Consider the following 23,757-nt stretch of genomic DNA (forward strand, 5'->3'; position numbering starts at 1 on the left):
AAAATCATATTTGTAACAATTCCAATACTTCTTCCCAAGTTAACTTGGAGACGACTTCATCATCAGAATTGATGACTTTCTTTACAAGGCTCTTTTTCCTATTCTGTAAGGAGAGTATCTTTTCTTCAATAGTATTTAATGTAACTAGTTTGTATGAGGAAACAGAGCGACTCTGACCTATACGATGAACTCGATCGGTAGCTTGATTTTCTACTGCAGGATTCCACCACATATCATAGTGAATTACAGTATCTGCTCCAACTAAGTTCAGACCTGTTCCTCCAGCTTTTAACGAAATCAAGAACACTAATAAACTCGGATCTTCATTAAATTGATTTACTAATTCTAATCTATTCTTAGTAGAACCATCCAAATAAACGAAAGGAACTCCTCGAACTTCCAAATCCCTCTTTATAATGGACAACATCTTTGTATATTGACTGAAAACCACTGTTTTATGCCCAGAATCAACTAGAGAAGACAATAAATCCATCAGCATGTCGTATTTCGCAGAATCTCCAGGTTCTGGAGAATCTTTAGCAAAAATCGCTGGATGACAACAAATCTGTTTCAATCGAGTCAACGTTGCAAGTACATGAATGTGAATTCGATCAAAACCTTCTTGTTTAACTAAGCGAGACAACTCCTGTTTTGCAGAAGCTGCATAAGATTGGTAAAGCTCTCGTTGAGAATCTGTAAGATGACAATGGTAAAGAATTTCTGAGACAGGAGGTAAATCTTTTAAAACGTCTTCTTTCATACGACGTAAAATAAACGGAGAAACCTTACGTTTAAGAGCCATCATGTTATCGGCTTTATTTCCCATATAGTTCCCAGTCCGAATGTACTTTCCGACAAAGCGATCGTAACTACTTAAAAGCCCTGGCATTAAGAAATCAAAGAGACTCCATAATTCTTCAAGAGAATTTTCTATAGGTGTTCCTGTTAAAATTAACTTGTGATCAGATTGGATCATTTTAACAGATTTAGCGTTCCGCGTTGTTCTATTTTTAATATGATGAGCTTCATCCAAAACGACATAATCAAAATGAAAGTTTTTATAAATTTCTATATCTTTTTGTAACAGATTATAGGATGTTATAGCTACATCGTGATCTGATAAAAGCGTTAACTGTTTACGTCGTTGTGAAGGAACACTATCTATTACTAGCGTTTTGAAATTTGGATTAAACTTACGAAATTCTTCTTTCCAGTTATAAACTAAAGATGTCGGACAAACAATGAGGGAGCATCCTTGTCCCTTTTCAAGTTTACTTTGTGTAACAGCAATGATCGCCTGTAAAGTTTTCCCTAAACCCATATCATCGGCTAAAATGCCATTAAGATGCATTTTTCTCAGACGTTCTAACCAATGCACTCCTTCCGTTTGATATTCACGCAAAGTTGCTTGTATTTGTTCTGGGACTTCTTGGAAATTAAATGCAATTTCACCACGAATTTGTTGTTGAATTTCCTTAAGCTTGTCTGTCATAGAGAAATTCACAGGTAATCCTTCAAATTGCTCAACTGAAATACTCGTTAAGCTCCATAAAGGACATTTTTCGATAAAATTATCTAAAACTTTAAAGCCAATCTCATTGAAAATTTGCACCACTGGAGCAATCTTCTCTAAGTCTAAAACAAGAATACATGGCAATTTAGTTTGGCTAAAAGTATTTCCTCGACGGCCATTTTTAATTTGCACTCCTTTTTTAGGAAGTTCCAAAAAACGCTTCTTAGCACTAATACAATCCCATAAAAGATCTAAGCTTACCCCTTTCAACAAACCATGAATTTTTAATTCAGCTTCATAGTAATTGATATCTGTTCCTTCTCTAAAGGAAAGATCAAAACTCGTTTCATCATAAATAAATTGATCTGAGAGATTCTCTGGAGAATTGAACGTTATCCTATGTTGGTTTGCAGGAATAGTCTCCGTCATAAATTCTACGATTTTCTTTTCACTTTTAACATGAAAAGCTCCATCTCGTTCATCGTAAATAAAACCAGAAAAGACTTCTTCTATAATTTTACGTTCTTCCACAAGATTACGCGCTAAAATACCCTCTTCACGAATAAAAGCACGAATATCTCCATATTGCAAAGCTAATGGAGCTGCAGGAACCCGTAATGAACCATAGAGGAAATATAACTTCGCTTCTAATTCTCCATCCAAATAACTCATATCACAAATGGCGCGAATCTCATCTACGAAAGGTAAAGTCACAAAAGAATTTAAAAGATGCACATTCGCAACTTCAGCATACTCTTGAAATACTGGAAGAGCGTTTTCTATAAATGCACCAAAAAGAGCTTCAGGAATAGTAATGTCTCTTAAGCGAGCAAAAGAACGTAAATGAGCCCGCTTTATTTGTGGAGGGAAGCGATGATACACATTACGATGAATTATACCTGGAACATCAGATTCAAGTAATAAAGTATGCTCTGGAAGTACTTCATCATCATCTACCAAAATCATCGGGCTCATTAATAATGCTTTGTAAGGCGTATCAAAAAAGTCCAAATTGAATTTCATTCGAGCAGGTATTACAGACCAATACAAAGGTTCTTCCAGATTCCCACAGAAAAATCCTGAGAAGTTTTCTCTTTCTCCTGACTGTACCCCACCTCGATCTGCGAGTTGATATTCAAACATCTTAGCTAAGATAACGCCCAAGGATGCATGCATCAAATAAGCAGATTTTAAAAGCTTTTCTTCAGAAACTTGGTTGGGATAACGCACATAGCGAATCAAAAGATCTATTAACTTCCGATCTGAGGCATTAAAAGATTGCATCGTAAAGAAGAAACGCCTTCCATTAAGAATTATAGGCTCCTGATACAACACGCCTTCAAGAAAAGTACGAATATTTGGAATATAAAAAGGCTTCGAACGGCCAGGAAGACGAAGAACAAGTTGGAATTCTATAGGATGATTATTTGAAACAAATGCCTCTTCAGTTGCTGCAACAAATAAAACAGCAAGCTCCGCGAAATCCTTTTCTAAATATTCCAAAGGCAAGAAAAATGGATTTACACTTAATGCATTGGAAGCATGAATATATTCACGAAGAATTTCTTTTTGGTGTTCACGATCTTTGCGTTCCTCTTCTCTAGTTGCGGCAGTAACAAAGGTTTCTTGTAGTTCTTTCTTAACTTCCTCATTAATTTCTTGATTCGTTTCTAAATCTGCTTCTCGAGAATATGCAACAACCATTTCATTAAAATACTGCTCCAAATAAAACAGCAATGCAACGATATGTTGACAATCAAAATTATAAGAGCAGTCGCAGTTGGAATCTACAGTATCTGATTCAGATCTATCTACTTCTATCTCACACTCATAAATATTGTCATAAAGACCACGAATTTGTGCGCCAATACAAACTGTTTCCCCATTCATGGAGAGGATTTTTGCATTAACTACTGCTCCCTGTTCAAAAAGTTCTTTACCTTCTTGTAAAATATTAGCTGAAAAATCTCGGCGTAATTTGCGAAAGTTAAGCATTTCTCCTCTAAATTAAGAGCTGATGATAGAATCTGCTTACTTGTACCCGTTTATTTACGCTAAATCAATGAAAAATTTTATGCTTAACACTACCCCATGTGTAGTCACTCAACTCTACAAAGTAACAATGCTACCCATTGCTAAAAACTCCTCGAAAAATTAGAATACTTCTTTTCTTGCGGGTGTAGCTCAGTGGTAGAGCGCTACGTTGCCAACGTAAAGGTCGTGAGTTCAAGCCTCATCACCCGCTTTCTCTTCCAATACTTAGTATGGGTAGCCCTGTGTCGCGTAGTTTTTCCAATGAACAATTTTCTATAGACTTAGAAGAACATCCAAATTGTTTAGTTTCTGCCTTAGTGAAAACTTCACCCGAGTTACTTAACTCTTTCCATAGACAAGCGATTAAAAAAGTTAAAAAGAATATCACCCTTCCTGGGTTTCGAAAGGGCAAAGCTCCTGACGATACTATTGTAACTCGCTATCCTGATGCTATACGCAAAGAGTGTAACGAACTTCTTATTCAAGCAGCTTATTCAGCTCTATCCTCTGTGGGAGATCGTCGGCCTCTTTCGCCACAAGCAGTTCAATCCACAGCTATTCAAGCTTGTGATTTATCTGAAGGTGGGCAAGTTTCGTTTACCTATGAAGCTTTTCCTATAATTCCAGAAATTTCTTGGGAAAAACTGACCCTTCCAGAAGCATCTCAACTGGAAGAAGTTTCAGAAGAAGATATCGCCAAAAGTTTAAATAATATCGCATACTTTTTCGCAACAAAAACTCCCGTAACTCGACCTTCTCAAGAGGGTGACTTTCTTTCGATTTCCCTACACGTTTCAAAACAAAATGAAGAGACTGTTCTCTCTCCAATTTTTGAAAATAAATACTTCAAACTTTCAGACGAAGATATGACAGATGCGTTTAAAGAGAAATTTTTAGGAGCTTCTGTAGGGCATCGTATTATCGAGCATATTTCTTCCCCTGAAATACAGAAATTTTTAAATGGAGATACACTAATTTTTACAGTAAATGCTGTTATGGAAATTTTTGTCCCAGAATTGGATGAAGAAAAAGTTCAACAACTTCAGGTTGCATCTTTAGACGAATTAAAAACAAAACTTCGTGCACGATTGGAAAATCAAGCCAAAGAAAAACTTCAACAACAACGTTTTTCTGAAGCAGAAGAGGCTCTTGCTTCTCTTGTTGACTTTGAACTTCCCGCTACACTTCTTAAAGAACGTATTTCTATACTCACAAGAGAAAAACTTTTAAATGCTCGTCTGATTCAATATTGTTCTAATGAAGAATTGGAATCTCGTAAGCCAGAGCTTTTAAAAGAAGCGGAAGATAGTGCAGTTAAAGCTCTTCGTCTTTCATTTCTAACTCGCAAAATTTTTGTAGAAGAGCAACTTTCTTTTAATCGAGAAGAACTTCAGTATACAATAGAAGCATGCTCTAGAGAGCGTTTTGGCTCTCAACCACCTAAAAATATTTCTAACGAAGTTTTGCAAGAACTAATTTCTGCATCTCGAGATCGCCTTACTTATAGCAAAGCCATAGAAAAAGTGCTTGAAAAAGCAGAAATATTAACTGCATCAACCCCAACATAGCTATCTAAAGGAAAATACTTGACCCAAGAAGGTCTGAAACATAGAATTCAAGATTTTAATGTCTAAGTTTGTTATTGAGTCGGCAACAAAAATAAGCATTAAAATTTATTATAGAATTGACACGCCTACTTAGGTTCAAGATAAAGATAGAAACTTGTGATGAGGAAATATAAATGACATTAGTGCCATATGTTGTTGAGGATACAGGCCGTGGCGAACGCGCTATGGATATTTACTCAAGACTCCTAAAGGATCGTATTGTAATAATCGGTCAAGAAATTACCGAACCTTTAGCGAATACAGTAATTGCTCAACTACTATTTCTCATGTCCGAAGATCCTAAAAAGGATGTTCAGATTTTTATCAATTCCCCTGGTGGTTACATCACAGCAGGATTAGCTATTTATGATACTATTCGTTTTTTAGGGTGTGATGTAAGTACTTATTGTATAGGTCAGGCTGCTTCTATGGGAGCTCTACTACTCTCAGCAGGAACTAAAGGAAAACGTCATGCACTTCCTCATAGTCGGATGATGATTCATCAACCTTCCGGAGGGATTATAGGAACATCTGCTGACATTCAGTTACAAGCAGCAGAAATTTTAACATTAAAAAAACACCTTGCAAATATTTTAGCTGAATGTACTGGCCAATCAGTTGAAAAAATTATAGAAGATTCTGAGCGAGACTTTTTTATGGGAGCAGAGGAAGCGATTTCATATGGTCTTATTGATAAAGTTGTCACTTCAGCAAAAGAAGCTAAAGACAAAGATACTACTAGCTCCTAGAGAAAAATTATGAATAAAAAAAATCTAACCATTTGTTCTTTTTGTGGTCGTTCAGAAAAAGATGTAGAAAAGCTGATTGCAGGCCCATCGGTCTATATTTGTGATTATTGCATTAAGTTATGTTCCGGTATCTTAGATAAAAAACCTCTGGCTTCATCATCCTCGGTTCCTACATCAGAGACTCCACCTCAAAGTGTTGATTTACGAGTGCTCACCCCCAAAGAAATAAAAAAACATATAGACGAGTATGTCATTGGGCAAGAACGAGCAAAGAAAACGATTGCGGTTGCTGTCTATAATCACTACAAGCGTATTCGAGCTTTATTACAAAATAAACAAGTTAGTTATGGAAAATCTAATGTCTTACTTCTTGGCCCTACAGGCTCTGGAAAAACTTTAATAGCAAAAACGCTAGCAAAGATTCTCGATGTCCCTTTTACCATAGCAGATGCCACAACTCTTACAGAAGCTGGTTATGTTGGAGAGGATGTAGAAAATATTGTTCTTCGACTTCTTCAATCTGCAGATTATGACGTTGGTAGAGCAGAGAGAGGTATTATCTACATTGACGAAATTGACAAGATTGGTAGAACAACAGCTAACGTATCTATTACTAGAGACGTATCGGGAGAAGGTGTTCAACAAGCACTATTAAAAATTATTGAAGGGACAACAGCAAATGTTCCTCCTAAAGGAGGGCGCAAGCATCCTAATCAAGAATATATTCGTGTAAATACAGAAAATATTTTGTTTATTGTTGGAGGAGCTTTTGTCAATTTAGATAAAATTATTAGTAAACGATTAGGGAAAACTACTATAGGATTTTCTGATGATCAAGCAGATTTGACTCAAAAAGACCGAGATCATTTTCTAGAAAAAGTTGAGACTGAAGATCTTATTGCTTTTGGTATGATTCCTGAATTTGTTGGAAGGTTTAATTGTATAGCTAATTGTGAGGAGCTTTCTTTAGATGAGCTTGTTGCAATTCTTACTGAACCTACAAATGCAATAGTTAAGCAGTACGTAGAGTTATTTGCTGAGGAAAACGTAAAGTTAATCTTCGAAAAAGAAGCTTTATATGCTATAGCAAAAAAAGCAAAGCAAGCAAAAACTGGGGCTCGCGCTTTAGGAATGATCCTAGAAAATCTCTTAAGAGATCTCATGTTTGAAGTTCCTTCAGATCCTACTGTAGAATCTATACGTATTCAAGAAAACACAATAGTAGAAAATAAAGCCCCGTTAATCATAAGAAGAACACCAGAAGCTATAGCATAACGTTTTCTTTGCATGGGGATAAAATGAATACCGATGCCTTTAAGGCTGCAAAAAACGTTCTTATAAAACTACGAAATGCTGGTTATCAAGCTTATCTTGTTGGTGGTTGTGTTAGAGATATGTTAATGGGAAGACCCATTACAGACATAGATATCGCAACCAACGCCCCTTCCATTATAGTCTCTACTATTTTCACAGACGTTATTACAATCGGAGCTGCTTTTGGGATTATTGTAGTTAAGCAAGAAGGATATCTTTTTGAAGTTGCAACATTTCGTTGTGATAAAGAATATGAAGACGGCCGTCATCCTAAAGGAATTGTATTTTCTTCAATGCGTGAAGATGCTCTACGTCGAGATTTTTCTGTTAACGGTATATATTACGATCCTTTTGAAGATAAAATTTTTGATTTTGTTGAAGGAACTCAAGATATTGAAAAAAAAGTTATCCGAGCTATAGGTCATCCTAGATTAAGATTTGCCGAGGATAAGCTTCGAATCTTAAGAGCTATTCGTTTTTCATCTTCTTTAGGCTTTACTTTAGATCCTGCGACAGAAAGAGCCATTGTTAAAGAAGTTCCTACACTTATCAAATCTGTCTCTCCAGAAAGGATTTGGCAAGAACTTAAAAAAATGATAAAACAACAACCTTATTCTGCTCTATCCTTACTACTAAAGCTTAAGGTTCTTGTAGTTATTTTCCCGGAACTTCGGAATGTTCCTTATAGCTTATTACGAACAACCATAAACTTTCTAAATAAGCTAAATCCTCAGAATTTTCCTGAGATACTTCTTTTACTTCCCTTATTTCAAGGAGTTCCAGAAGAAGCAACATCTGTAGCCTTTGCAAGATTAAAAGTTTCTAATAAAGAATTACAATTTATAGAATCTTGGTACAAGATTTTGCCTAATTTTCAAAATATTTCTAGCAATCGAGTATTTTGGGCTCATTTCCTTGCGTCTCCATCAGCTTCAATGTTTTTGGAATTATTTTCGGCTCTTCAAAAAGATCCTAGTAAACAACAACACTTTATTGCTCGTGTTCAAGAACTAGAAACTCGCCTTGAGCAGTTTATTTTAAGAATAAAAACAGCATCTCCTCTTATTTCAGCTCCAGATCTTATGGCGAAAGGTATTGCTCCAGGCAGATTACTTGGAGATCTACTAAAAGAAGCAGAAACTCTCTCTATAGAAAACGAGTGTTTAGACAAAGAAAAAATTTTGTTGCTTTTGCAAGAAAAAGGTTTTTGGAAATAATTTATCTAAAACCAAGACATTCCTTAAGTTGTCAATAAGATTTTATCTCTTTAGATTTAATTTTTTAGCTTCTATTATTTTCTCGTAATTATCAAAGGCTTAAGATAAAACGAGACTATTTATGTTGCGAATCGCTATCTTAGGAAGGCCCAATGTGGGCAAATCCTCCCTTTTTAACAGGCTGTGCAAACGATCTTTAGCTATTGTAAACTCTGAAGAGGGAACAACTCGAGACCGTTTATATGGTAATGCGCTTATCTGTGGCTCTACTATACAGGTTATAGATACAGGGGGAGTTAATAAAAATTCCCAAGATCACTTTCAAAAGCATATATCTAAACAAGCCATAACTGGGGCACAAGAAGCTGACGTTTTATTATTAGTGGTTGATATTCGCTGTGGAATTACAGAACAAGATGCTGTATTGGCAAAACAACTCCTACCTCTAAATAAACCCATCATCCTTGTAGCAAACAAAGCTGATAACCATAACGACGAGATAAGAATACACGAATTCTATTCTCTTGGGATTTCAGAAGTCATAGCGACATCTGCAGCTCATGGAAAATGTATTAATGCTCTTATTGATAAAATAAAGAAACTTGCAGCAATTCCAGATCCTGTTGAAGAAACTGTCATTGTTGATGATACTCAAGATCAAGAAGTTGAGATTTCTGAAGAGCTTTTAGCTACAACAGAAGCATTTTATGAAAATAACATTAATGATTTCGTAGTAGAAAAACCTATTGCGAAACTTGAGACTCAAGATACACAGAAAACTTTAAAAATAGCTCTAATTGGCAGACCTAATGTTGGAAAATCTTCAATTATTAACGGCTTACTTAATGAAGAACGTTGTATAACTGACAATATTCCAGGGACCACTCGAGATAACGTTGACATACTCTATACTTACAATGATCGCTCCTATCTGTTCATAGATACTGCTGGTCTTAGGAAAATGAAAAGTGTTAAAAATTCTGTAGAGTGGATTTCCTCATCTCGGGCAGAAAAAGCTATTGCGCGAGCAGATATCTGTCTTCTTGTGATAGATGCCGTTCTAGGACTCTCTTCTTATGATAAACGTATTCTCTCTCTAATCTCTAAAGAGAAAAAACCCCATATCTTACTCGTTAATAAATGGGATTTAATGCGAGAAGTTCGTATGGAACATTATTGTCGGGATATTCTCGCAACAGATTCTTATCTTGGCCAAGCAAAAATTTTGTGTATTTCAGCCATAAAAAAACGTAATTTATCTCAAATTTTCCGAACTATTAATGAATTACACGATACAATTTCTAGGAAGCTTTCAACCCCAATGGTAAATAAAACATTGGCTTCTGCATTACAAAAACACCATCCTCAAATCATTAATGGTAGAAGATTAAGAATCTATTATGCGATTCAAAAAACTTCTTCTCCTTTTCAATTCTTATTATTTATTAATGCAAAATCATTGTTAACAAAACAATATGAACATTATTTAAGAAATTCACTAAAAACATCCTTCAAATTACATGGAATACCTTTTGATTTAAGTTTTAAAGAAAAACCGAAAAGAACAAATTAATTTGTTAAAAAAAAGAATAACTTTTATTTAAACAGTAATTAAACAAATTAATTATTTTTGGAGATATAAAGCTATGAACCATGATCATCACGATACATCAGAAGCAGATCAATACTACTTTCTTGATAAAGATCTCTCTTACAACTCTGAAGAAACTATTTCACTAGATAAATATCACGAAACAGGAGTGTATGTTGAAGAAGAAAAAGATGATGGGGATCTTCTTATAGTTCTCGGTAATTCCATATTACAGGGAACCATTCGCCAATTCTATATAAGTGAAGATAACCTTGCCTATACCCGTAATCACCAAAAAGGACAGTGGGAACTGTGGTCTCATATTCCTATTAAAACGATTTCGTCCAAAACTTACGATTTCAACAGTCTTACGGGATCAGAATTTCTTCTCACAACGAATGTAGAGTCTTTTATCAATGCCCCAGAAGATTTTCCTAAAGGTTCTGAAAGCTTAAACAACATCGTTATCAGTATGGCAAGCAAAAAAGTACATCACTATGTCCAATTCTTTATAGCTGATAATCGCAGAACATTTTGGATACGCCATCAAAATGATAATTTTTCTTGGTCGGATTGGGAAACGTTTATCTAATACTCCAAGATCAAATAAAGTATCAAGAAACTAAAAAAGAGGCCGAAAATATCTTCTCGTCTCTTTTTTACTCCTCTTCAGACTCTGAAACAATCGTAAACTCCATAGGACCAAAATTAACATCACTATGGAAAGATGTTGCTACAGTAGGAATGATTTTACTATTAGCTTGTTCTCGTTGTGCTGTAAGTTCCAAATGAAATAGATGCTTAGTAAGCATAATACGAATATCACGAATTAGCCCTTCGAATAAAAAGAAAGATTCATATTTATATTCCAATAAAGGATCTTTCTGACCCACAGTTCTTAAACCTACCTCACTACGTAGTAAATCCATCTCTATAAGGTGAATTTTCCACTGTTCATCGATGTGCATAATCATCACTGAACGGAAGATGTCTTTACAAATCCTCTCTACATCAATAGTTTTATTTTCTGCTGCTGCTGCAATTTCTTGAATCATATGAGAAAACTTCTGAGACAAGACTTGAGTAAGCTTTTGAGAGATTTTTTCTGCTATTGTATCTATGTTTCCGAGTTCTAGTAGTTGAGATTTGTCTAATTCTATAGGGAAAGAGTAATCCATCCATTCTTGAAGTTGTGTAGGAACTCCAGAAGAAGATACCACAGCATTGGCTACCATTAAGGCCACGTGGTAAATAACTTCTTGTATCAGAGCAAAGATATCTTCTTCATACAAAACATCATTACGAAAAGCATAAATAGTTTGGCGCTGTTTATTCATTACATCGTCATATTCTAAAGTATGCTTTCGAATAGTATAATTTCGACCTTCTACACGTTTCTGGGCGGTTTCTATCATCCTATTAAACATAGGGTCTGACATAGCTTCACCTTCGGGAGGACGAAAATGACGAATCAAAGCATTTAATTTAGGAGAAGCGAAAAGTCGCATCAAACGATCTTCGAAAGATAAGAAGAATTTAGCTGAGCCTGGGTCTCCTAACCGAGCACATCTTCCTCTTAGCTGTCTATCAATACGACGAGATTGATGACGGGAAGTTCCGATAACATGTAGTCCTCCTACGATGACAGCTTCCTCATCTAATTTGATATCAGTTCCTCGTCCAGCCATATTGGTTGCAACGGTCACGGCACCAAGTTTGCCTGCTCCAGCAATAATTTCAGCTTCTTGAGCATGGTTTTTTGCATTTAATACAGTATGCCCTATCCGATTCTGTTTCAAAATACGCGAAAGTTTCTCTGATACTTCCACAGATTCTGTTCCAACAAGAATAGGATTACCTTTTTGATGTACTTTAGAGATCTCACTAATGATAGCGTGGTATTTTTCACGCTCCGTCATATAGAATTCATCATTGTGATCTATACGTAAACAAGGCTTATATGTCGGAACCTGTAGTACGTATAAATTATAAATTTCTTTGAATTCTCGAGATTCGGTAATTGCAGTTCCTGTCATCCCTGCAAGTTTGTCATATAGACGGAAAAAGTTCTGCAGCGTAACGGTAGCAAAAGTCTGAGATTCTTTACGAATCTTAACATCTTCCTTTGCTTCAATAGCTTGATGCAACCCATCAGAAAAACGACGACCAGGTTGAGGACGACCTGTATGTTCATCAATAATTACGATATCACCTTCACGCACGATGTAATCAACATCTCGCTCCATTAATAATTGAGCTCGCAATAACTGTCTCAAACCATGAGCTCTAGCTTTTCTCTGAGCATCTTCTTCAGAAACAGCTATCTTTTTATTAATTTTATCTACGGGAGATAAGGAGTTATCATGGTCTATCAAAGAGTACTCGTGCCCCATATCCATCATAACAAAATCTTCAGCAGAGCCTTCAGCATGCTCTACCCATTGTAACATTCCTTTATCTGTCAGTTCAAAATCATTATTATGTTCGTCAACAGTGATATATAATTGAGCTAGGAGTTCTAAACACTCTTCTTTATTTTGCTCCGCGTGATAATAAACATCCCACTTATCAATGAGAGCACGTAAATCTGGATGTTCTCGAACTCTACGTAAAATACGATTTAAGGGCATTCCCTTGCTTACCAGCCAAAAACTACGACAGCACTCAGAAATAGCTTCAAATTTTTTCTTATCTTTAGGAAGAAAATCAGTATCTAAAAAAGGATCTAACCCACGACGAGCTTCAAGGGCAATCTGATTACAAAGATCCCGTTGTAAAACGACAAGCTCTGCTACCTTATTTTTTAATTCAGAATAAACAGGATTATGTTTTTCCCCTGGCCCAGAAATTATTAGAGGGGTTCTAGCCTCATCTATCAATACAGAATCAACTTCATCAATTATTGCGAAATAAAAGCCTCGACCTACCTGATCTTCAGCTCGGGTTGCAATAGAATTATCTCTCAGGTAATCAAAACCGAACTCGGAAGCAGTTCCATAAACGACATCACATTGATAAATCTCTTTACGTTTTTCTGTAGGTGTTCCAGAAATAAGAACTCCTGTGCGTAATCCTAACCAGCGTAATACAGATCCAACCCATTCACAATCTCGTTGAGCTAGATAATCATTCACCGTGACAAGATGTACGGACTTTCCACTTAATGCGTTCAAGAAAAGAGGCATAACTGCAGTTAAGGTTTTCCCTTCACCAGTTTGCATCTCTGTAATAAATCCTTTGTGCATAGCAATAGCACCTAGGATTTGGACATCATACGGCACCATGTCCCATTCCTGATGGTAACCAGAAACTTCTACAGGAGTTCCAGCAAGGCGCCGACAGACGTTTTTCACTACACCATAGGCTTCAGGAAGCAAAGCATCTAAGGATTCACCTTCCTGATACCGTTTTTTTAATTCTACTGTTTTACTTCGCAATTCCTCATCAGATAGGAGAGTAAACATTTCATCGAAAATATTTACACTATCAACAAGCTTTTGGAATTTTTTTAAAGTACGCTCTTGCGAAGAACCAAAGAAGCGTTTAAGAAAATCTATCATACATTGTTCAAATTGTATAAAACTTCATTATCTTTTACGAGAACATCTCTTAACACCATACTCTATTAGACTTAATAAAACGAATAAAAGTTCCCTGAAGCCCTATTTCTCTCAGCAACTCATCAAAAAAATTTATAAAAATAAGGAAATAAGACAAAACAACAATTATGCAGCAAGCAACGTCATGATTTCCATGATATGATGATCACTCAAAGGCAATTTCTGCCTTAAATTACGCATAATTTGTGCTCGACGTTTTTTTTGTTGTAAAGAGTTATCTTGGCAGGAAAGAAAAGATTGTATTTCATAAGCAACATCAAAATTCCCTAAACGTGCTTCACAAGCACTTAATAATTCTAAAGTTTCGCAACAATGATGTAATTGAACGGCTTTTCTTGCATACATAAGACCTTCTTTTGGAACAACAGTAGTCGCAAATCCTACACCAACAAGCCAAGCCAAGGCTTTACAAGCAATTAAACATTCTGGTGATTTTTGAATAATCTTAAGATAGATTTTTTCAGCATCAGAATATTTGCTCAAACGGCAAAGACATAAGCCGTAACTAAGATTGCATTTGTCATCTTCTACAAAGATAGGGCAATTCAAAGCAAATTTCCAACAACGCTCGGCTAAAAAATAATCCTGAATATCCATAGCAGCTAAGGCTGCATGTTTCATTAATAAAGCATCCCCGCTCGACCATAAACGGCTACTTTGATAAATTAAAAGAGCCCGACCAGGCTTTCCTAATTTTTGTTCACACAATCCGATATTAAATAGAGCTTCATCTTTATAAGCTGGATCTGCTAGTAATTTTCGAAACAATTGGCCAGCTTGAATATAATTTGAAGAGATCCGGTTTGCGTGAGCCAAGGTATAGGTCACTTCTATAGGGCATGGTCCTAAAGCACAAGCACGATTGTACAATTCTATTGCGTCATGATAACGCTTAGAAATAAAATAAATATAACCAACTGTAATATAGGTTTCTTGATGAGAAAGAGGAGAAATCCAAGGTTCTATCAAACTACATGCTTCATTAACATGTCCCAAACGAACAAGAGCTGAAGCAAATTTAGCTGCATCTTGCTCTTCTAATTTTTCCAAGGGGATTAAAGAAAAAGCCTGAGCACATTCTTTAAATGCTCCGTAACGAAACGCTTTATAGGCAACTTCTAAAAAGAATGCATCCCCTATCAATTTTAGTTTATGTGCTTCAGCAAGTAACTTTTCAGCTTCATCAAAACGTTCCATCTCCCGAAGGATCCGCATATAATCAAACAAGCATAGATACCTAAAAAAGCGTTTTTTAAAAATTGGGAGAAGTTTTTGCTCCGCAATAGCCCATTCCTTCAACTCCATACTTAAACGGACTTCTCGAATGACCTGAGTAGCATGACGACGAAAACAAATAAGGCAGTAATAACTTTTAGCAACAACTGCTATTGCTAAACTTGTAACTAAAGTCCATAAGATGACTAGCCACATAATTTGCCATTTTTGACTTTTCTCTCCCTTTGCAATACCAAAAAAAAACTTTAAAGTCTTTAATTTTCTTCTCTACGAACAGTTCCTAAAGCCTGTCCCATTAAACAGCGCGTCTCAAGACCCATACGAGAATTTCTCAATAAATCATCTTCAAATCGAATACTGTGGGGAAGAAAAAGTAAAATTACTGTAGAGCCTCCAAAAGAAAAAAAGCCCTTCTCTTCTCCTTTTCGATAAGGTTTTCCTAAGGAAAAAGTTTGCTCTATTGATCCAACATTTAATGCACCGACTTCAAGATAAAGAACTTTTCCAAATATCTCAGATCGTAAAACTGTGATGGCTCTCTTATTTTCACAAAACAAAATAAAATTATTTTTTATAGCCATAGGATGAACAGAAAAAAGATGTCCATTAATAAGTCGAGTTTCTTCTGGGATACAATCACAAGGAAAATGAAACCGATGATAATCAAAAGGCGCAAGACGAGCTATAACCATACTTCCCAAAGCATATTGCTCAACTAATTGACTATCACCCAATAACTTTGGAAGGGAAAAATATTTTGACTTGATTACAAATGTATTAAAATCTGCAATATTAGGATAAACAAGATAACGCCCATCTACGGGAGTTATGCAAACATGATCTCCAGGACAAACAGGTCGAGCTTCCAAGATTAATTTCCGAATAAAAAAATCATTAAAAGATTTATAAGCAGTTATAGGCTGCTCTAATTCTTTCTCCGAAATTTTATAACGTGCCACGAAAGGAGCTATTTGTTTACGAGTCCAAGAACGTCTTTGAACCCAACCGTAGAATCGAGAGAAAAAAGGATTTCGGGATAAAAGAATAGACAATACCTTTCCAATTTTTGAATTATATAAAAATCGCATCGTTTTTTCATAAAAAATGGGCTCGACAACTCTTTCTTTAGTCAAACGATCTATGTACTGCAATTTCTTCACAAATCTTCTCTTAAACAAGGCAATTCAATAACTATAAAAAGATTTATAAAAATATCCAAATTAATTAACTGCCTCTTTCCAAAGAAAAACCCCCTTATCTCTTTAATATAAAACCTGATATTCTAAATAAAAGTTATTCCAACTTTCTATTTCTATGCTTACAAACGACACTATTGCAGCTATTGCCACACCTCCTGGTGAAGGAGGCATTGCCATTGTCCGAATATCTGGCCCAGAAGCAATTCTTATTGCTGATCGAATCTTTTCTGGGAACGTCACTGAATATGCTTCTCATACAGCTCATCTTGGAGATGTTTTTTACCAAAATACTATCATAGATCAAGCATTGCTTCTCATTATGCGCTCTCCGAAATCATTTACAGGAGAAGATGTCATCGAATTTCAATGTCATGGAGGATATTTTGCTTGCACCCAAATTCTTGAATCAGTGTTTACAGAAGGAGCGCGAGCAGCTCTTCCTGGGGAATTCTCTCAAAGAGCTTTTCTTAATGGAAAAATAGATCTCATTCAAGCTGAGGCCATACAAAATCTTATTGCTGCAGATAATTTAGATGCTTTTCGTATTGCCCAAGAGCATTTTCAAGGAGCTTTTTCAAAAAAAGTTCAGGAAATTACAAATTTGATTTTTGAAACTTTAGCATTTATAGAAGTCTTGGCAGATTTCCCAGAAGAAGAACAACCCTCATTAGAAATTCCTAAACAAAATATTCAAAAATCTCTTGATATCGTTGCAAATTTTTTAGATAGCTTTAACGAAGGGCAACGCCTAGCTCAAGGAACAACTATTATTCTTGCTGGAGAACCAAATGTTGGAAAATCTTCTCTTTTAAACGCTCTTGTACAAAAAAATCGAGCTATTGTCTCAGATATTCCAGGAACTACACGAGATATTTTAGAAGAAGCTTGGTTGTTACAAGGAAAACGTATCCGATTAATTGATACCGCAGGTCAAAGAACAACTAATGACTATATAGAAAATGAAGGTATTAATAGAGCTATAGAGGCAATGAAACACGCTGAAAGAATTCTTTGGGTGATAGATTCAACGCGACCTTGTAAGTCTTTACCCGAAATACTTTTCTCTAAACCTTCTTTCTTGATATGGAATAAAGCGGATCTTGCTACGCCACCGAAGCTTCAGACCGACTTACCTCAATTTACAGTATCAACAAAAACAGGAAAGGGTCTTACAGAATTAAAAAGAGCTTTGCAACAATGGATTCAATGTAACCCTTCAGGAAAAAATTCTAAAATTTTTTTAGTATCTTCTCGTCATTATACTATTTTTAAAACCATTCACCAATGTTTAGTTGCGGCTCAAGAAAACTTATCTTCTCAACTCCCTCCAGAATTTGTTGCTCAAGATCTAAGGCACGCCCTACACTCCATCGGCAATCTATCAGGATCTGAAGTTACAGAAAATATCTTAGGAGAAATTTTTAGTAGATTTTGTATTGGCAAATAGAAATATGAAATCATTTATCCTTTCTACATTAAACACATTATTTCCAAATCCACAACCGTCACTGATAGGCTGGTCTACACCTTTTCAACTTCTTATTGCAATTTTACTCTCAGGGAACTCGACTGACAAAGCTGTTAACACTGTAATACCTTTACTCTTTAAGACTGCTCCAAATGCCCTCTCCATGGCAAGTTTACCCATCGAAACGCTTTATAAACTTATAGCTCCCTGCGGTCTCGGTCAAAGAAAGTCTCTTTACATTCAAAAGTTGGCTAAAATTCTCATTCAAAAATATAACGGCGAACCTCCTGCAGAAATGTCTCTTCTTACCCAGCTCCCTGGAGTAGGAAGAAAAACAGCATCGGTGTTTCTTGGGATTATCTATAACAAACCAACATTTCCTGTAGACACCCACATATTACGTCTTGCGCAACGTTGGGAGATTACTAAAAAGAAAAGTCCTTCTGCTGCAGAAAAAGATTTAACTCTATTTTTTGAGAACAACAATACCCCAAAACTACATCTACAATTAATTCACTATGCACGAAAGTTTTGTCCAGCTTTACACCATAAAATTACAAATTGTCCTATATGCTTTTATCTTTTTAAAAAGAAATATGATCCTGGTATCTAAAAATTTACTGTTAACTAAAAGCTTTCGAAAAGTCTCTCTCAAAATCAAAGAGAAAATAGTTTGCTTTCTATGAGAGAATTTTCTTAAACTACATAAATATCTCATTCAAAATCTCTATAGAAAATGAAATTAAAATCTTCGAATGAAGCTTGCCCCAATAAGGGACCTTCTTTTTTATCTATTGGAGGATCTATTTTTGCCATGTTTTTTGGCGCAGGGAATATAGTCTTTCCTCTAGCACTAGGATATCATTGTCATGCGCACCCTTGGTTTGCCTGCTTTGGCATGATTCTTACTGCTGTTTGTGTCCCTTTGCTAGGATTGTTAAGCATGCTTCTTTATTCCGGCGATTATTCTAGCTTTTTCGCTTCTATTGGAAAGATTCCTGCGATGATTTTAACGATTGCCATATTATGTCTAATCGGCCCATTTGGAGGTATTCCTAGAGCCATTGCTGTTTCCCATGCAACTCTAGCATCCTTATCAGACACCCCACCAACCTTACTTCCTAATCTTCCAATTTATAGTTTGATTAGTTGCGTTTTAATATATGTTTTTGCGTGTAAACTTAGTCGTTTAGTTCAGTGGCTAGGAACTGTTTTTTTCCCTGTAATGCTATTTTCTTTACTCTGGATCATTATCCGAGGCTTTTTTATTTCTGCACATCCAAGTATCGTAGTTTCTACTATTAACAGTAAGCAAGCATGGCTTACAGGATTTATAGAAGGCTTCAATACTATGGATTTACTCGCAGCATTTTTCTTTTGCTCTATAGTACTTATTTCACTAAGGCAAATGATGGCTCAAGAGAAAACAAATGGTAGTAGTGAAGAAGAAGAAGAAACACCTCTAAATTTTCAACGTATTAGCAAAAAAAATAAACGCTCCATTATTCTCGGGTTTTTTCTTTCCACTATATTACTGAGCTTGACTTATTTAAGCTTTGCCTTATGTGCGTCCCGCCATGCGGGACTCCTAACAAACGTCAGCAAAGGACATATTCTTGGAAAAATTTCCATAATTGCACTAGGGCCTAATAGTATTTTAACTGGAACAAGCGTTTTTATTGCATGTCTTACAACAGAAATTGCTTTAGTTGGAATTATTGCAGATTTCTGTGCTCGAATAATAGCATCTAAAAAACTTACTTATTCTCTTGCTGTTGTTTTGACTTTGATTCCAACATATCTCATTTCCATATTGAATTTTGAAAATATCAGCTTACTGCTTTTACCCTTACTGCAACTCTGTTACCCTGCTTTAATTGCATTAACTTGTGGAAGTATTGCTTATAAGTTATGGAATTTCCGTCATGTCCGAGCTTTATTTTATTTAACCCTATCTCTTACAGTTATTTTAAGACTGATGAATTAAAAATAATTTTGGATTTACTAGCATAATAATATTATGGTTTTAGAAGCACTAGCGACCTTTCGAAGGGTTGCACTGCAATCTCTTACAGCCAATCGTGATGATATTCATATAGATTTTTTTGAAGATTGTTATTCAATCCAAATTCCTGATGAAAATTCTCCAGAAGGATTCTGGACTAACACCTTAAAGTTTGATTCAGAGGATAGACTAATCTTTGCTTCTTGCAGTTGCCCCGAAGGCGAATGTTGCGAACATTTAATGACTGCGTATTTAGCTGCTTATGATTCACAAGCATTTGCATTTTTACACTATAAATTTCGACATTCTTTTTGGTATGAATTCTTTTTAAAATTATTTTTAGATTCTGCAGATTTAAAAGCGCAAGAAGGGATGGTTTATACCATAAATTCTCCGCATATTGCGTGTGAAATTTCCTGTTTATCTTATGAAGCTTTCCAAAAATGGCTTCCTATAATTCATATAACATCAGAATCTAAGACACATATAAAAAAAACGTTTTCACAATCAATTTTATATCGTGTAGCTAAATATTTCTTTTTCTTTAATGAATCTGGAGCTTTTTTACAGGTAGAAGAGGATTCTCAGGGGCTTCCTTGTCTGTTTTCTCTTCAATGGCAGGATATCACCTTTAAAGGAAAACTTTTGGATTTTCCTACACTCGAAGATCTCTTTCCTAAAATAGAAATACCTCACACAACTTTACAAGAATCTCATGAAGACTTTTCAATATCTACTATAGAAGTAGACCCTAAACTTTCAAAAGTATCTTTTATTATAAATCCAGAAAAGCCTAAAGAAGCTATTTTAGAACAGACTATAGTAAACATAGGGGCATCAAGTTATCTTACAGGAAGACAAACTGTAATTTCTCTTCCTAAAAAAGTTTCCCTACCTATTTATACTCTTCCTCTTCTTCCAGAAAAAATACAGCGTCAACTGCTACCCCAACTTTATTACAATACAGAAGAAAAACCTTTACGCTACACCATTTATTTTCTTCGAGATGCATCTCTGTGTTTTTCAGCTTATTTGGAAACTCCTGGAGATTTAGATAATGGTTGTCTAATTTATCCTAATTACTGCTATGACCTAGGTTTAGGGCTACAGCCCATATCAGGAGCTCTTCATCCTCAAACGACGTTTATCGTCAAGTCAGATCAAATTGAAGAGTTTTTAGATGAAACAGGACACCTTATCCAAGAAACAGGTTTTAAAACATTCACAGAAAAAAACCCTGAAAGAAATCTTACTTATAATGTCACGGATCAAGGCGTTCTATTATTTCACTACGATATCAGAGAATCTGGAACTACAGAAATTCATTTTGGACGATGGACGTATTACTCTAACCAAGGATTTTTTCTTCAAGAAAAAGATGACAGCCCAATTCAAGATGGCTTAATCATCGAAGCTATAGACATTCCTACGTTTATTACCAAAAATGAACATGCTTTGCGTAAACTTCCTGGATTCTTTGCTTCTCATGTAGCTTCTCTCGACCTCTATCTCGAAGTACATAAAGAAACTAATAAAAATTCAGGATTAAGCCTTATCCCAAAAATTAAAGGCGTAGAAGAAACTTGTAGGCTATTTGGTAATTTCATTTATCAAGAACGAGTCGGTTTCATACAACTTCCGATTTCTTTACAAACAGTATATTCTCTACCCGCACATATTCCTGCAGAGCAGGTTCCTGACTTCATTCAAAAATTCTTCCATAATGATCGGATCTTATTTCCAGATCTAGAAACACATCTTCCAACAAGTTTCGAGCTCATTATTTTATCTATTAAACGTCCTCATCCTGCTTCTCCTCTACATTTAGAGTTTTCTTTGAAAACGAATATTGGTTGTGTTCCTTTGGAGACGATTTTACAAGGACTTAAGAGTAAAAAAATCTATCTGTTTACAAAAGCAGGTTTTCTCTATCTGCAACATTATCTATTTCAATTTTTACAGCAATTCCTTACCACACAGAAATGTCTAATAACAGCAAGCACCATTATGGCATCTGTTACAGATATTTTTAAATTAGATGCTCTAGCTCCGATAATTTTAGCCGAAAATGTCAACGCTTGTGAAGAAGATTTGCAATTCTTCTCACAATTAAAAGCTGCTTGCCTACCACCTATTCCACAAAGTTTTTTCTCTATAGATCACAAACTGCGGCCTTATCAAAATAATGGGTTGCTCTGGTTATGGTTTCTATACAATTACCGGCTATCAGGACTTCTTTGTGATGAGATGGGATTAGGGAAAACACATCAAGCAACAGCTCTTCTAGATATTGTCTATCAATCAACAAAAGAACCTCCTTATCCTAAATTTTTAGTAGTATGCCCAACTAGTGTACTACCTCACTGGGAATACACTTTAAGTACGCATTTACTTGGAGTTAGTATTTTCACTTTTCATGGTCCAAATAAGCCTAAAGAATTACCTTCTAATAGCGATATTATTTTAACATCCTACGGAACTCTTCGACAAAACTACGCTAAATTTTATAAACAATCTTTTGCTATAGCAGTATTTGATGAAATTCATATGGCAAAAAATAAAACTAGCCAAATTCACAAGATTCTTTGTCGTTTAAATGCTCATATGAAGTTAGGGCTTACAGGAACACCCATAGAAAATAATCTTTTCGAATTTAAGGGACTGCTAGATATTATTTTACCAAATTACTTACCTTCAGACACTCTGTTTAAAAAACTTTTTACAAAAAAAGTCGTTCATAAAGAATTAGAAGAGGTCATTCCCTATCAAGATCTGTTATTGAAACTTACTCGTCCCTTTATCTTAAGAAGAACTAAAAAATTAGTTCTTCCAGAACTTCCGGACAAAGTAGAATCCATAGTACCCTGTGTATTATCCCCAGAGCAAGAAAAGCTCTATTCAACAGCTTTACAAAAAGAAAAAAATCAAATTCAACAATTAGAAACAACGGAAGAGCCTTCTTCAAATTTCCTACATATTTTTGCGCTCTTAAATCATCTAAAGCAGATCTGCGACCATCCAGCAGTATTTTTTAAAAAGCCTCAAAATTATCACCAACATCAATCTGGAAAATGGGATGTTTTTGTGAAGTTGCTTCATGAATCTTTAGCATCCGGTTATAAAGTTGTGGTCTTCTCGCAATATATCCACATGATTCAAATCATTACGCAGTATTTAACAGAAAAAGGTATAAAATATGCTTCTATCCAAGGGAAATCTTTGAATAGAAAAGAGGAAATAGAACTATTTTCTAATGATCCTACATGTCAAGTATTTGTAGGATCTCTACTAGCAGCGGGAACTGGTATCAATCTTACAGCAGGTAATGTTGTGATTATGTACGATCGTTGGTGGAATCCTGCAAAAGAAAACCAAGCCCTAGACCGTGTGCATAGAATCGGACAAAAAAAAACTGTTTTCATCTATAAACTAATCACAGAAAACACCCTAGAAGAAAGAATTCATTACCTTATAGAAAAGAAAATACGTCTTTTAGACAAAATTATAGCAACTCAAGATTCTAATCTCCTACATATGTTAAACCGTGAAGATCTAATAGTGATACTTTCTTATAAAGACGAACATAATGAAACAGAAAGCAATGAAGATCAAAAGTTACTTAGTTAGAGAAGTATCTGATAATTTTTTATATCCTTGATAAATAAGAACAGCTCCAAAAAAGCCATAAATATACGCTCGATTCTTAGGCCAAGTTAAGGAGAGACCTTCATCCGTAGCGAAAAACAAAATCAGCAAAGTAAATGCTGCAAAACCTATCCCAAGAAACAAAGTTATAACAGGCCAATACTGTAACCACGTATAACGTAATTTTGGTTGTTCATTTGTTTGATTAAAGTTTTTCTGATCTTCTAAAACAGCTTCCCAATCTTCAGAAGAAACAGCAAAAAGATCTTCTGTTTCCCCCTTAGCAGAACCTTCCGAAAGAGAAATATGGCAAGACGCAAACCCTCCCGAAGCAATTGGAGGATCTTGTAAAAATGCACTACAATAAGGACATTGAGGTACATGTTTTGATACACTACCTTCACATTTCCAACACGTCCGTTGCATCTCCGTTTCTTTAGCGAATGGCATGGGCTTAGCCTTCTTCATTATAATTTATGAAGAGATTTAAAATAGCTCTACGTTAAATAAAGCTTAATGCAGAGTTTCCCTTAAACTATAACTTCTATTGGGAAAAAAT

Annotated in this window: 15 protein-coding genes and 1 tRNA gene; 11 read left to right on the forward strand and 5 right to left on the reverse strand. The window is 35.4% G+C overall.

Annotated features, from left to right (window positions below):
- Positions 1 to 4: 4 nt before the first annotated feature.
- A complete protein-coding gene (locus JMS40_RS00890; protein WP_201456396.1) occupies positions 5 to 3,508 on the reverse strand; it encodes a DEAD/DEAH box helicase in 3,504 nt (1,167 codons plus the stop codon).
- A 178-nt stretch (positions 3,509 to 3,686) separates the two neighbouring features.
- Here JMS40_RS00890 and JMS40_RS00895 point away from each other — a divergent pair.
- The 7 genes from JMS40_RS00895 to JMS40_RS00925 all read left to right on the forward strand — a co-directional run bounded on the left by JMS40_RS00895 (position 3,687) and on the right by JMS40_RS00925 (position 10,617).
- Positions 3,687 to 3,758: transfer RNA gene (locus JMS40_RS00895), tRNA-Gly, on the forward strand.
- Positions 3,759 to 3,789: 31 nt separating this feature from the next.
- A complete protein-coding gene (gene tig / locus JMS40_RS00900; protein ID WP_201456397.1) occupies positions 3,790 to 5,115 on the forward strand; it encodes a trigger factor in 1,326 nt (441 codons plus the stop codon).
- A 173-nt stretch (positions 5,116 to 5,288) separates the two neighbouring features.
- Positions 5,289 to 5,903: an ATP-dependent Clp protease proteolytic subunit gene (locus tag JMS40_RS00905; protein ID WP_201456398.1), complete on the forward strand. Its 615-nt coding sequence runs from the start codon at positions 5,289 to 5,291 to the stop codon at positions 5,901 to 5,903.
- Positions 5,904 to 5,912: 9 nt separating this feature from the next.
- Positions 5,913 to 7,178 (forward strand): ATP-dependent Clp protease ATP-binding subunit ClpX, encoded by a 1,266-nt coding sequence (gene clpX, locus JMS40_RS00910; RefSeq protein ID WP_201456399.1) that lies wholly within the window; start codon positions 5,913 to 5,915, stop codon positions 7,176 to 7,178.
- Positions 7,179 to 7,201: 23 nt separating this feature from the next.
- Entirely contained in the window at positions 7,202 to 8,434 is a 1,233-nt protein-coding gene (locus JMS40_RS00915; RefSeq protein WP_201456400.1) for a CCA tRNA nucleotidyltransferase, read from the forward strand.
- A gap of 121 nt (positions 8,435 to 8,555) precedes the next feature.
- Positions 8,556 to 10,007, forward strand: a complete 1,452-nt coding sequence (der, locus tag JMS40_RS00920) for a ribosome biogenesis GTPase Der (RefSeq protein ID WP_201456401.1) — start codon at positions 8,556 to 8,558, stop codon at positions 10,005 to 10,007.
- 73 nt (positions 10,008 to 10,080) lie between these two features.
- Positions 10,081 to 10,617, forward strand: a complete 537-nt coding sequence (locus tag JMS40_RS00925; protein WP_201456402.1) for a hypothetical protein — start codon at positions 10,081 to 10,083, stop codon at positions 10,615 to 10,617.
- Positions 10,618 to 10,684: 67 nt separating this feature from the next.
- Here the strand turns inward: JMS40_RS00925 and secA are convergent, their stop codons facing one another.
- The 3 genes from secA to JMS40_RS00940 all read right to left on the reverse strand — a co-directional run bounded on the left by secA (position 10,685) and on the right by JMS40_RS00940 (position 16,041).
- Positions 10,685 to 13,585: a preprotein translocase subunit SecA gene (gene secA / locus JMS40_RS00930; protein WP_201456403.1), complete on the reverse strand. Its 2,901-nt coding sequence runs from the start codon at positions 13,583 to 13,585 to the stop codon at positions 10,685 to 10,687.
- Positions 13,586 to 13,750: 165 nt separating this feature from the next.
- Complete coding sequence (locus tag JMS40_RS00935; RefSeq protein WP_201456404.1) at positions 13,751 to 15,076, reverse strand: hypothetical protein; 1,326 nt, start codon at positions 15,074 to 15,076, stop codon at positions 13,751 to 13,753.
- 59 nt (positions 15,077 to 15,135) lie between these two features.
- Positions 15,136 to 16,041 (reverse strand): phosphatidylserine decarboxylase, encoded by a 906-nt coding sequence (locus JMS40_RS00940; RefSeq protein WP_201456405.1) that lies wholly within the window; start codon positions 16,039 to 16,041, stop codon positions 15,136 to 15,138.
- A gap of 154 nt (positions 16,042 to 16,195) precedes the next feature.
- Between JMS40_RS00940 and mnmE the strand changes: the two genes are divergently transcribed.
- The 4 genes from mnmE to JMS40_RS00960 all read left to right on the forward strand — a co-directional run bounded on the left by mnmE (position 16,196) and on the right by JMS40_RS00960 (position 23,180).
- The gene (gene mnmE, locus JMS40_RS00945) at positions 16,196 to 17,527 is read left to right on the forward strand and encodes a tRNA uridine-5-carboxymethylaminomethyl(34) synthesis GTPase MnmE (protein ID WP_201456406.1); all 1,332 of its coding nucleotides are present in this window, start codon (positions 16,196 to 16,198) and stop codon (positions 17,525 to 17,527) included.
- Positions 17,528 to 17,531: 4 nt separating this feature from the next.
- Positions 17,532 to 18,161 (forward strand): endonuclease III, encoded by a 630-nt coding sequence (gene nth / locus JMS40_RS00950; protein ID WP_370545310.1) that lies wholly within the window; start codon positions 17,532 to 17,534, stop codon positions 18,159 to 18,161.
- A gap of 123 nt (positions 18,162 to 18,284) precedes the next feature.
- The gene (gene brnQ, locus JMS40_RS00955; RefSeq protein ID WP_201456408.1) at positions 18,285 to 19,535 is read left to right on the forward strand and encodes a branched-chain amino acid transport system II carrier protein; all 1,251 of its coding nucleotides are present in this window, start codon (positions 18,285 to 18,287) and stop codon (positions 19,533 to 19,535) included.
- Between the two features lie 33 nt (positions 19,536 to 19,568).
- Positions 19,569 to 23,180: a DEAD/DEAH box helicase gene (locus JMS40_RS00960; protein ID WP_201456409.1), complete on the forward strand. Its 3,612-nt coding sequence runs from the start codon at positions 19,569 to 19,571 to the stop codon at positions 23,178 to 23,180.
- Here the strand turns inward: JMS40_RS00960 and JMS40_RS00965 are convergent.
- Positions 23,169 to 23,648 carry a phage holin family protein gene (locus tag JMS40_RS00965; RefSeq protein ID WP_201456410.1) on the reverse strand — a complete coding sequence of 160 codons (480 nt, stop codon included), beginning with the start codon at positions 23,646 to 23,648 and terminating at the stop codon, positions 23,169 to 23,171. The genes JMS40_RS00960 and JMS40_RS00965 overlap by 12 nt on opposite strands.
- Positions 23,649 to 23,757: the final 109 nt, after the last annotated feature.

Source organism: Chlamydia sp. 17-3921, from assembly GCF_902705545.1.
Taxonomy (GTDB): Bacteria; Chlamydiota; Chlamydiia; order Chlamydiales; family Chlamydiaceae; genus Chlamydia.

Excerpts from the sequence above, each read along its gene's own strand:
- JMS40_RS00890 (WP_201456396.1), bottom strand. The coding sequence starts at position 3,508 with ATGCTTAACTTTCGCAAATTACGCCGAGATTTTTCAGCTAATATTTTA.
- JMS40_RS00905 (WP_201456398.1), top strand. The coding sequence starts at position 5,289 with ATGACATTAGTGCCATATGTTGTTGAGGATACAGGCCGTGGCGAACGC.
- clpX (WP_201456399.1), top strand. The coding sequence starts at position 5,913 with ATGAATAAAAAAAATCTAACCATTTGTTCTTTTTGTGGTCGTTCAGAA.
- JMS40_RS00915 (WP_201456400.1), top strand. The coding sequence starts at position 7,202 with ATGAATACCGATGCCTTTAAGGCTGCAAAAAACGTTCTTATAAAACTA.
- der (WP_201456401.1), top strand. The coding sequence starts at position 8,556 with ATGTTGCGAATCGCTATCTTAGGAAGGCCCAATGTGGGCAAATCCTCC.
- JMS40_RS00925 (WP_201456402.1), top strand. The coding sequence starts at position 10,081 with ATGAACCATGATCATCACGATACATCAGAAGCAGATCAATACTACTTT.
- secA (WP_201456403.1), bottom strand. The coding sequence starts at position 13,585 with ATGATAGATTTTCTTAAACGCTTCTTTGGTTCTTCGCAAGAGCGTACT.
- JMS40_RS00935 (WP_201456404.1), bottom strand. The coding sequence starts at position 15,076 with ATGTGGCTAGTCATCTTATGGACTTTAGTTACAAGTTTAGCAATAGCA.
- mnmE (WP_201456406.1), top strand. The coding sequence starts at position 16,196 with ATGCTTACAAACGACACTATTGCAGCTATTGCCACACCTCCTGGTGAA.
- nth (WP_370545310.1), top strand. The coding sequence starts at position 17,532 with ATGAAATCATTTATCCTTTCTACATTAAACACATTATTTCCAAATCCA.
- brnQ (WP_201456408.1), top strand. The coding sequence starts at position 18,285 with ATGAAATTAAAATCTTCGAATGAAGCTTGCCCCAATAAGGGACCTTCT.
- JMS40_RS00960 (WP_201456409.1), top strand. The coding sequence starts at position 19,569 with ATGGTTTTAGAAGCACTAGCGACCTTTCGAAGGGTTGCACTGCAATCT.
- JMS40_RS00965 (WP_201456410.1), bottom strand. The coding sequence starts at position 23,648 with ATGCCATTCGCTAAAGAAACGGAGATGCAACGGACGTGTTGGAAATGT.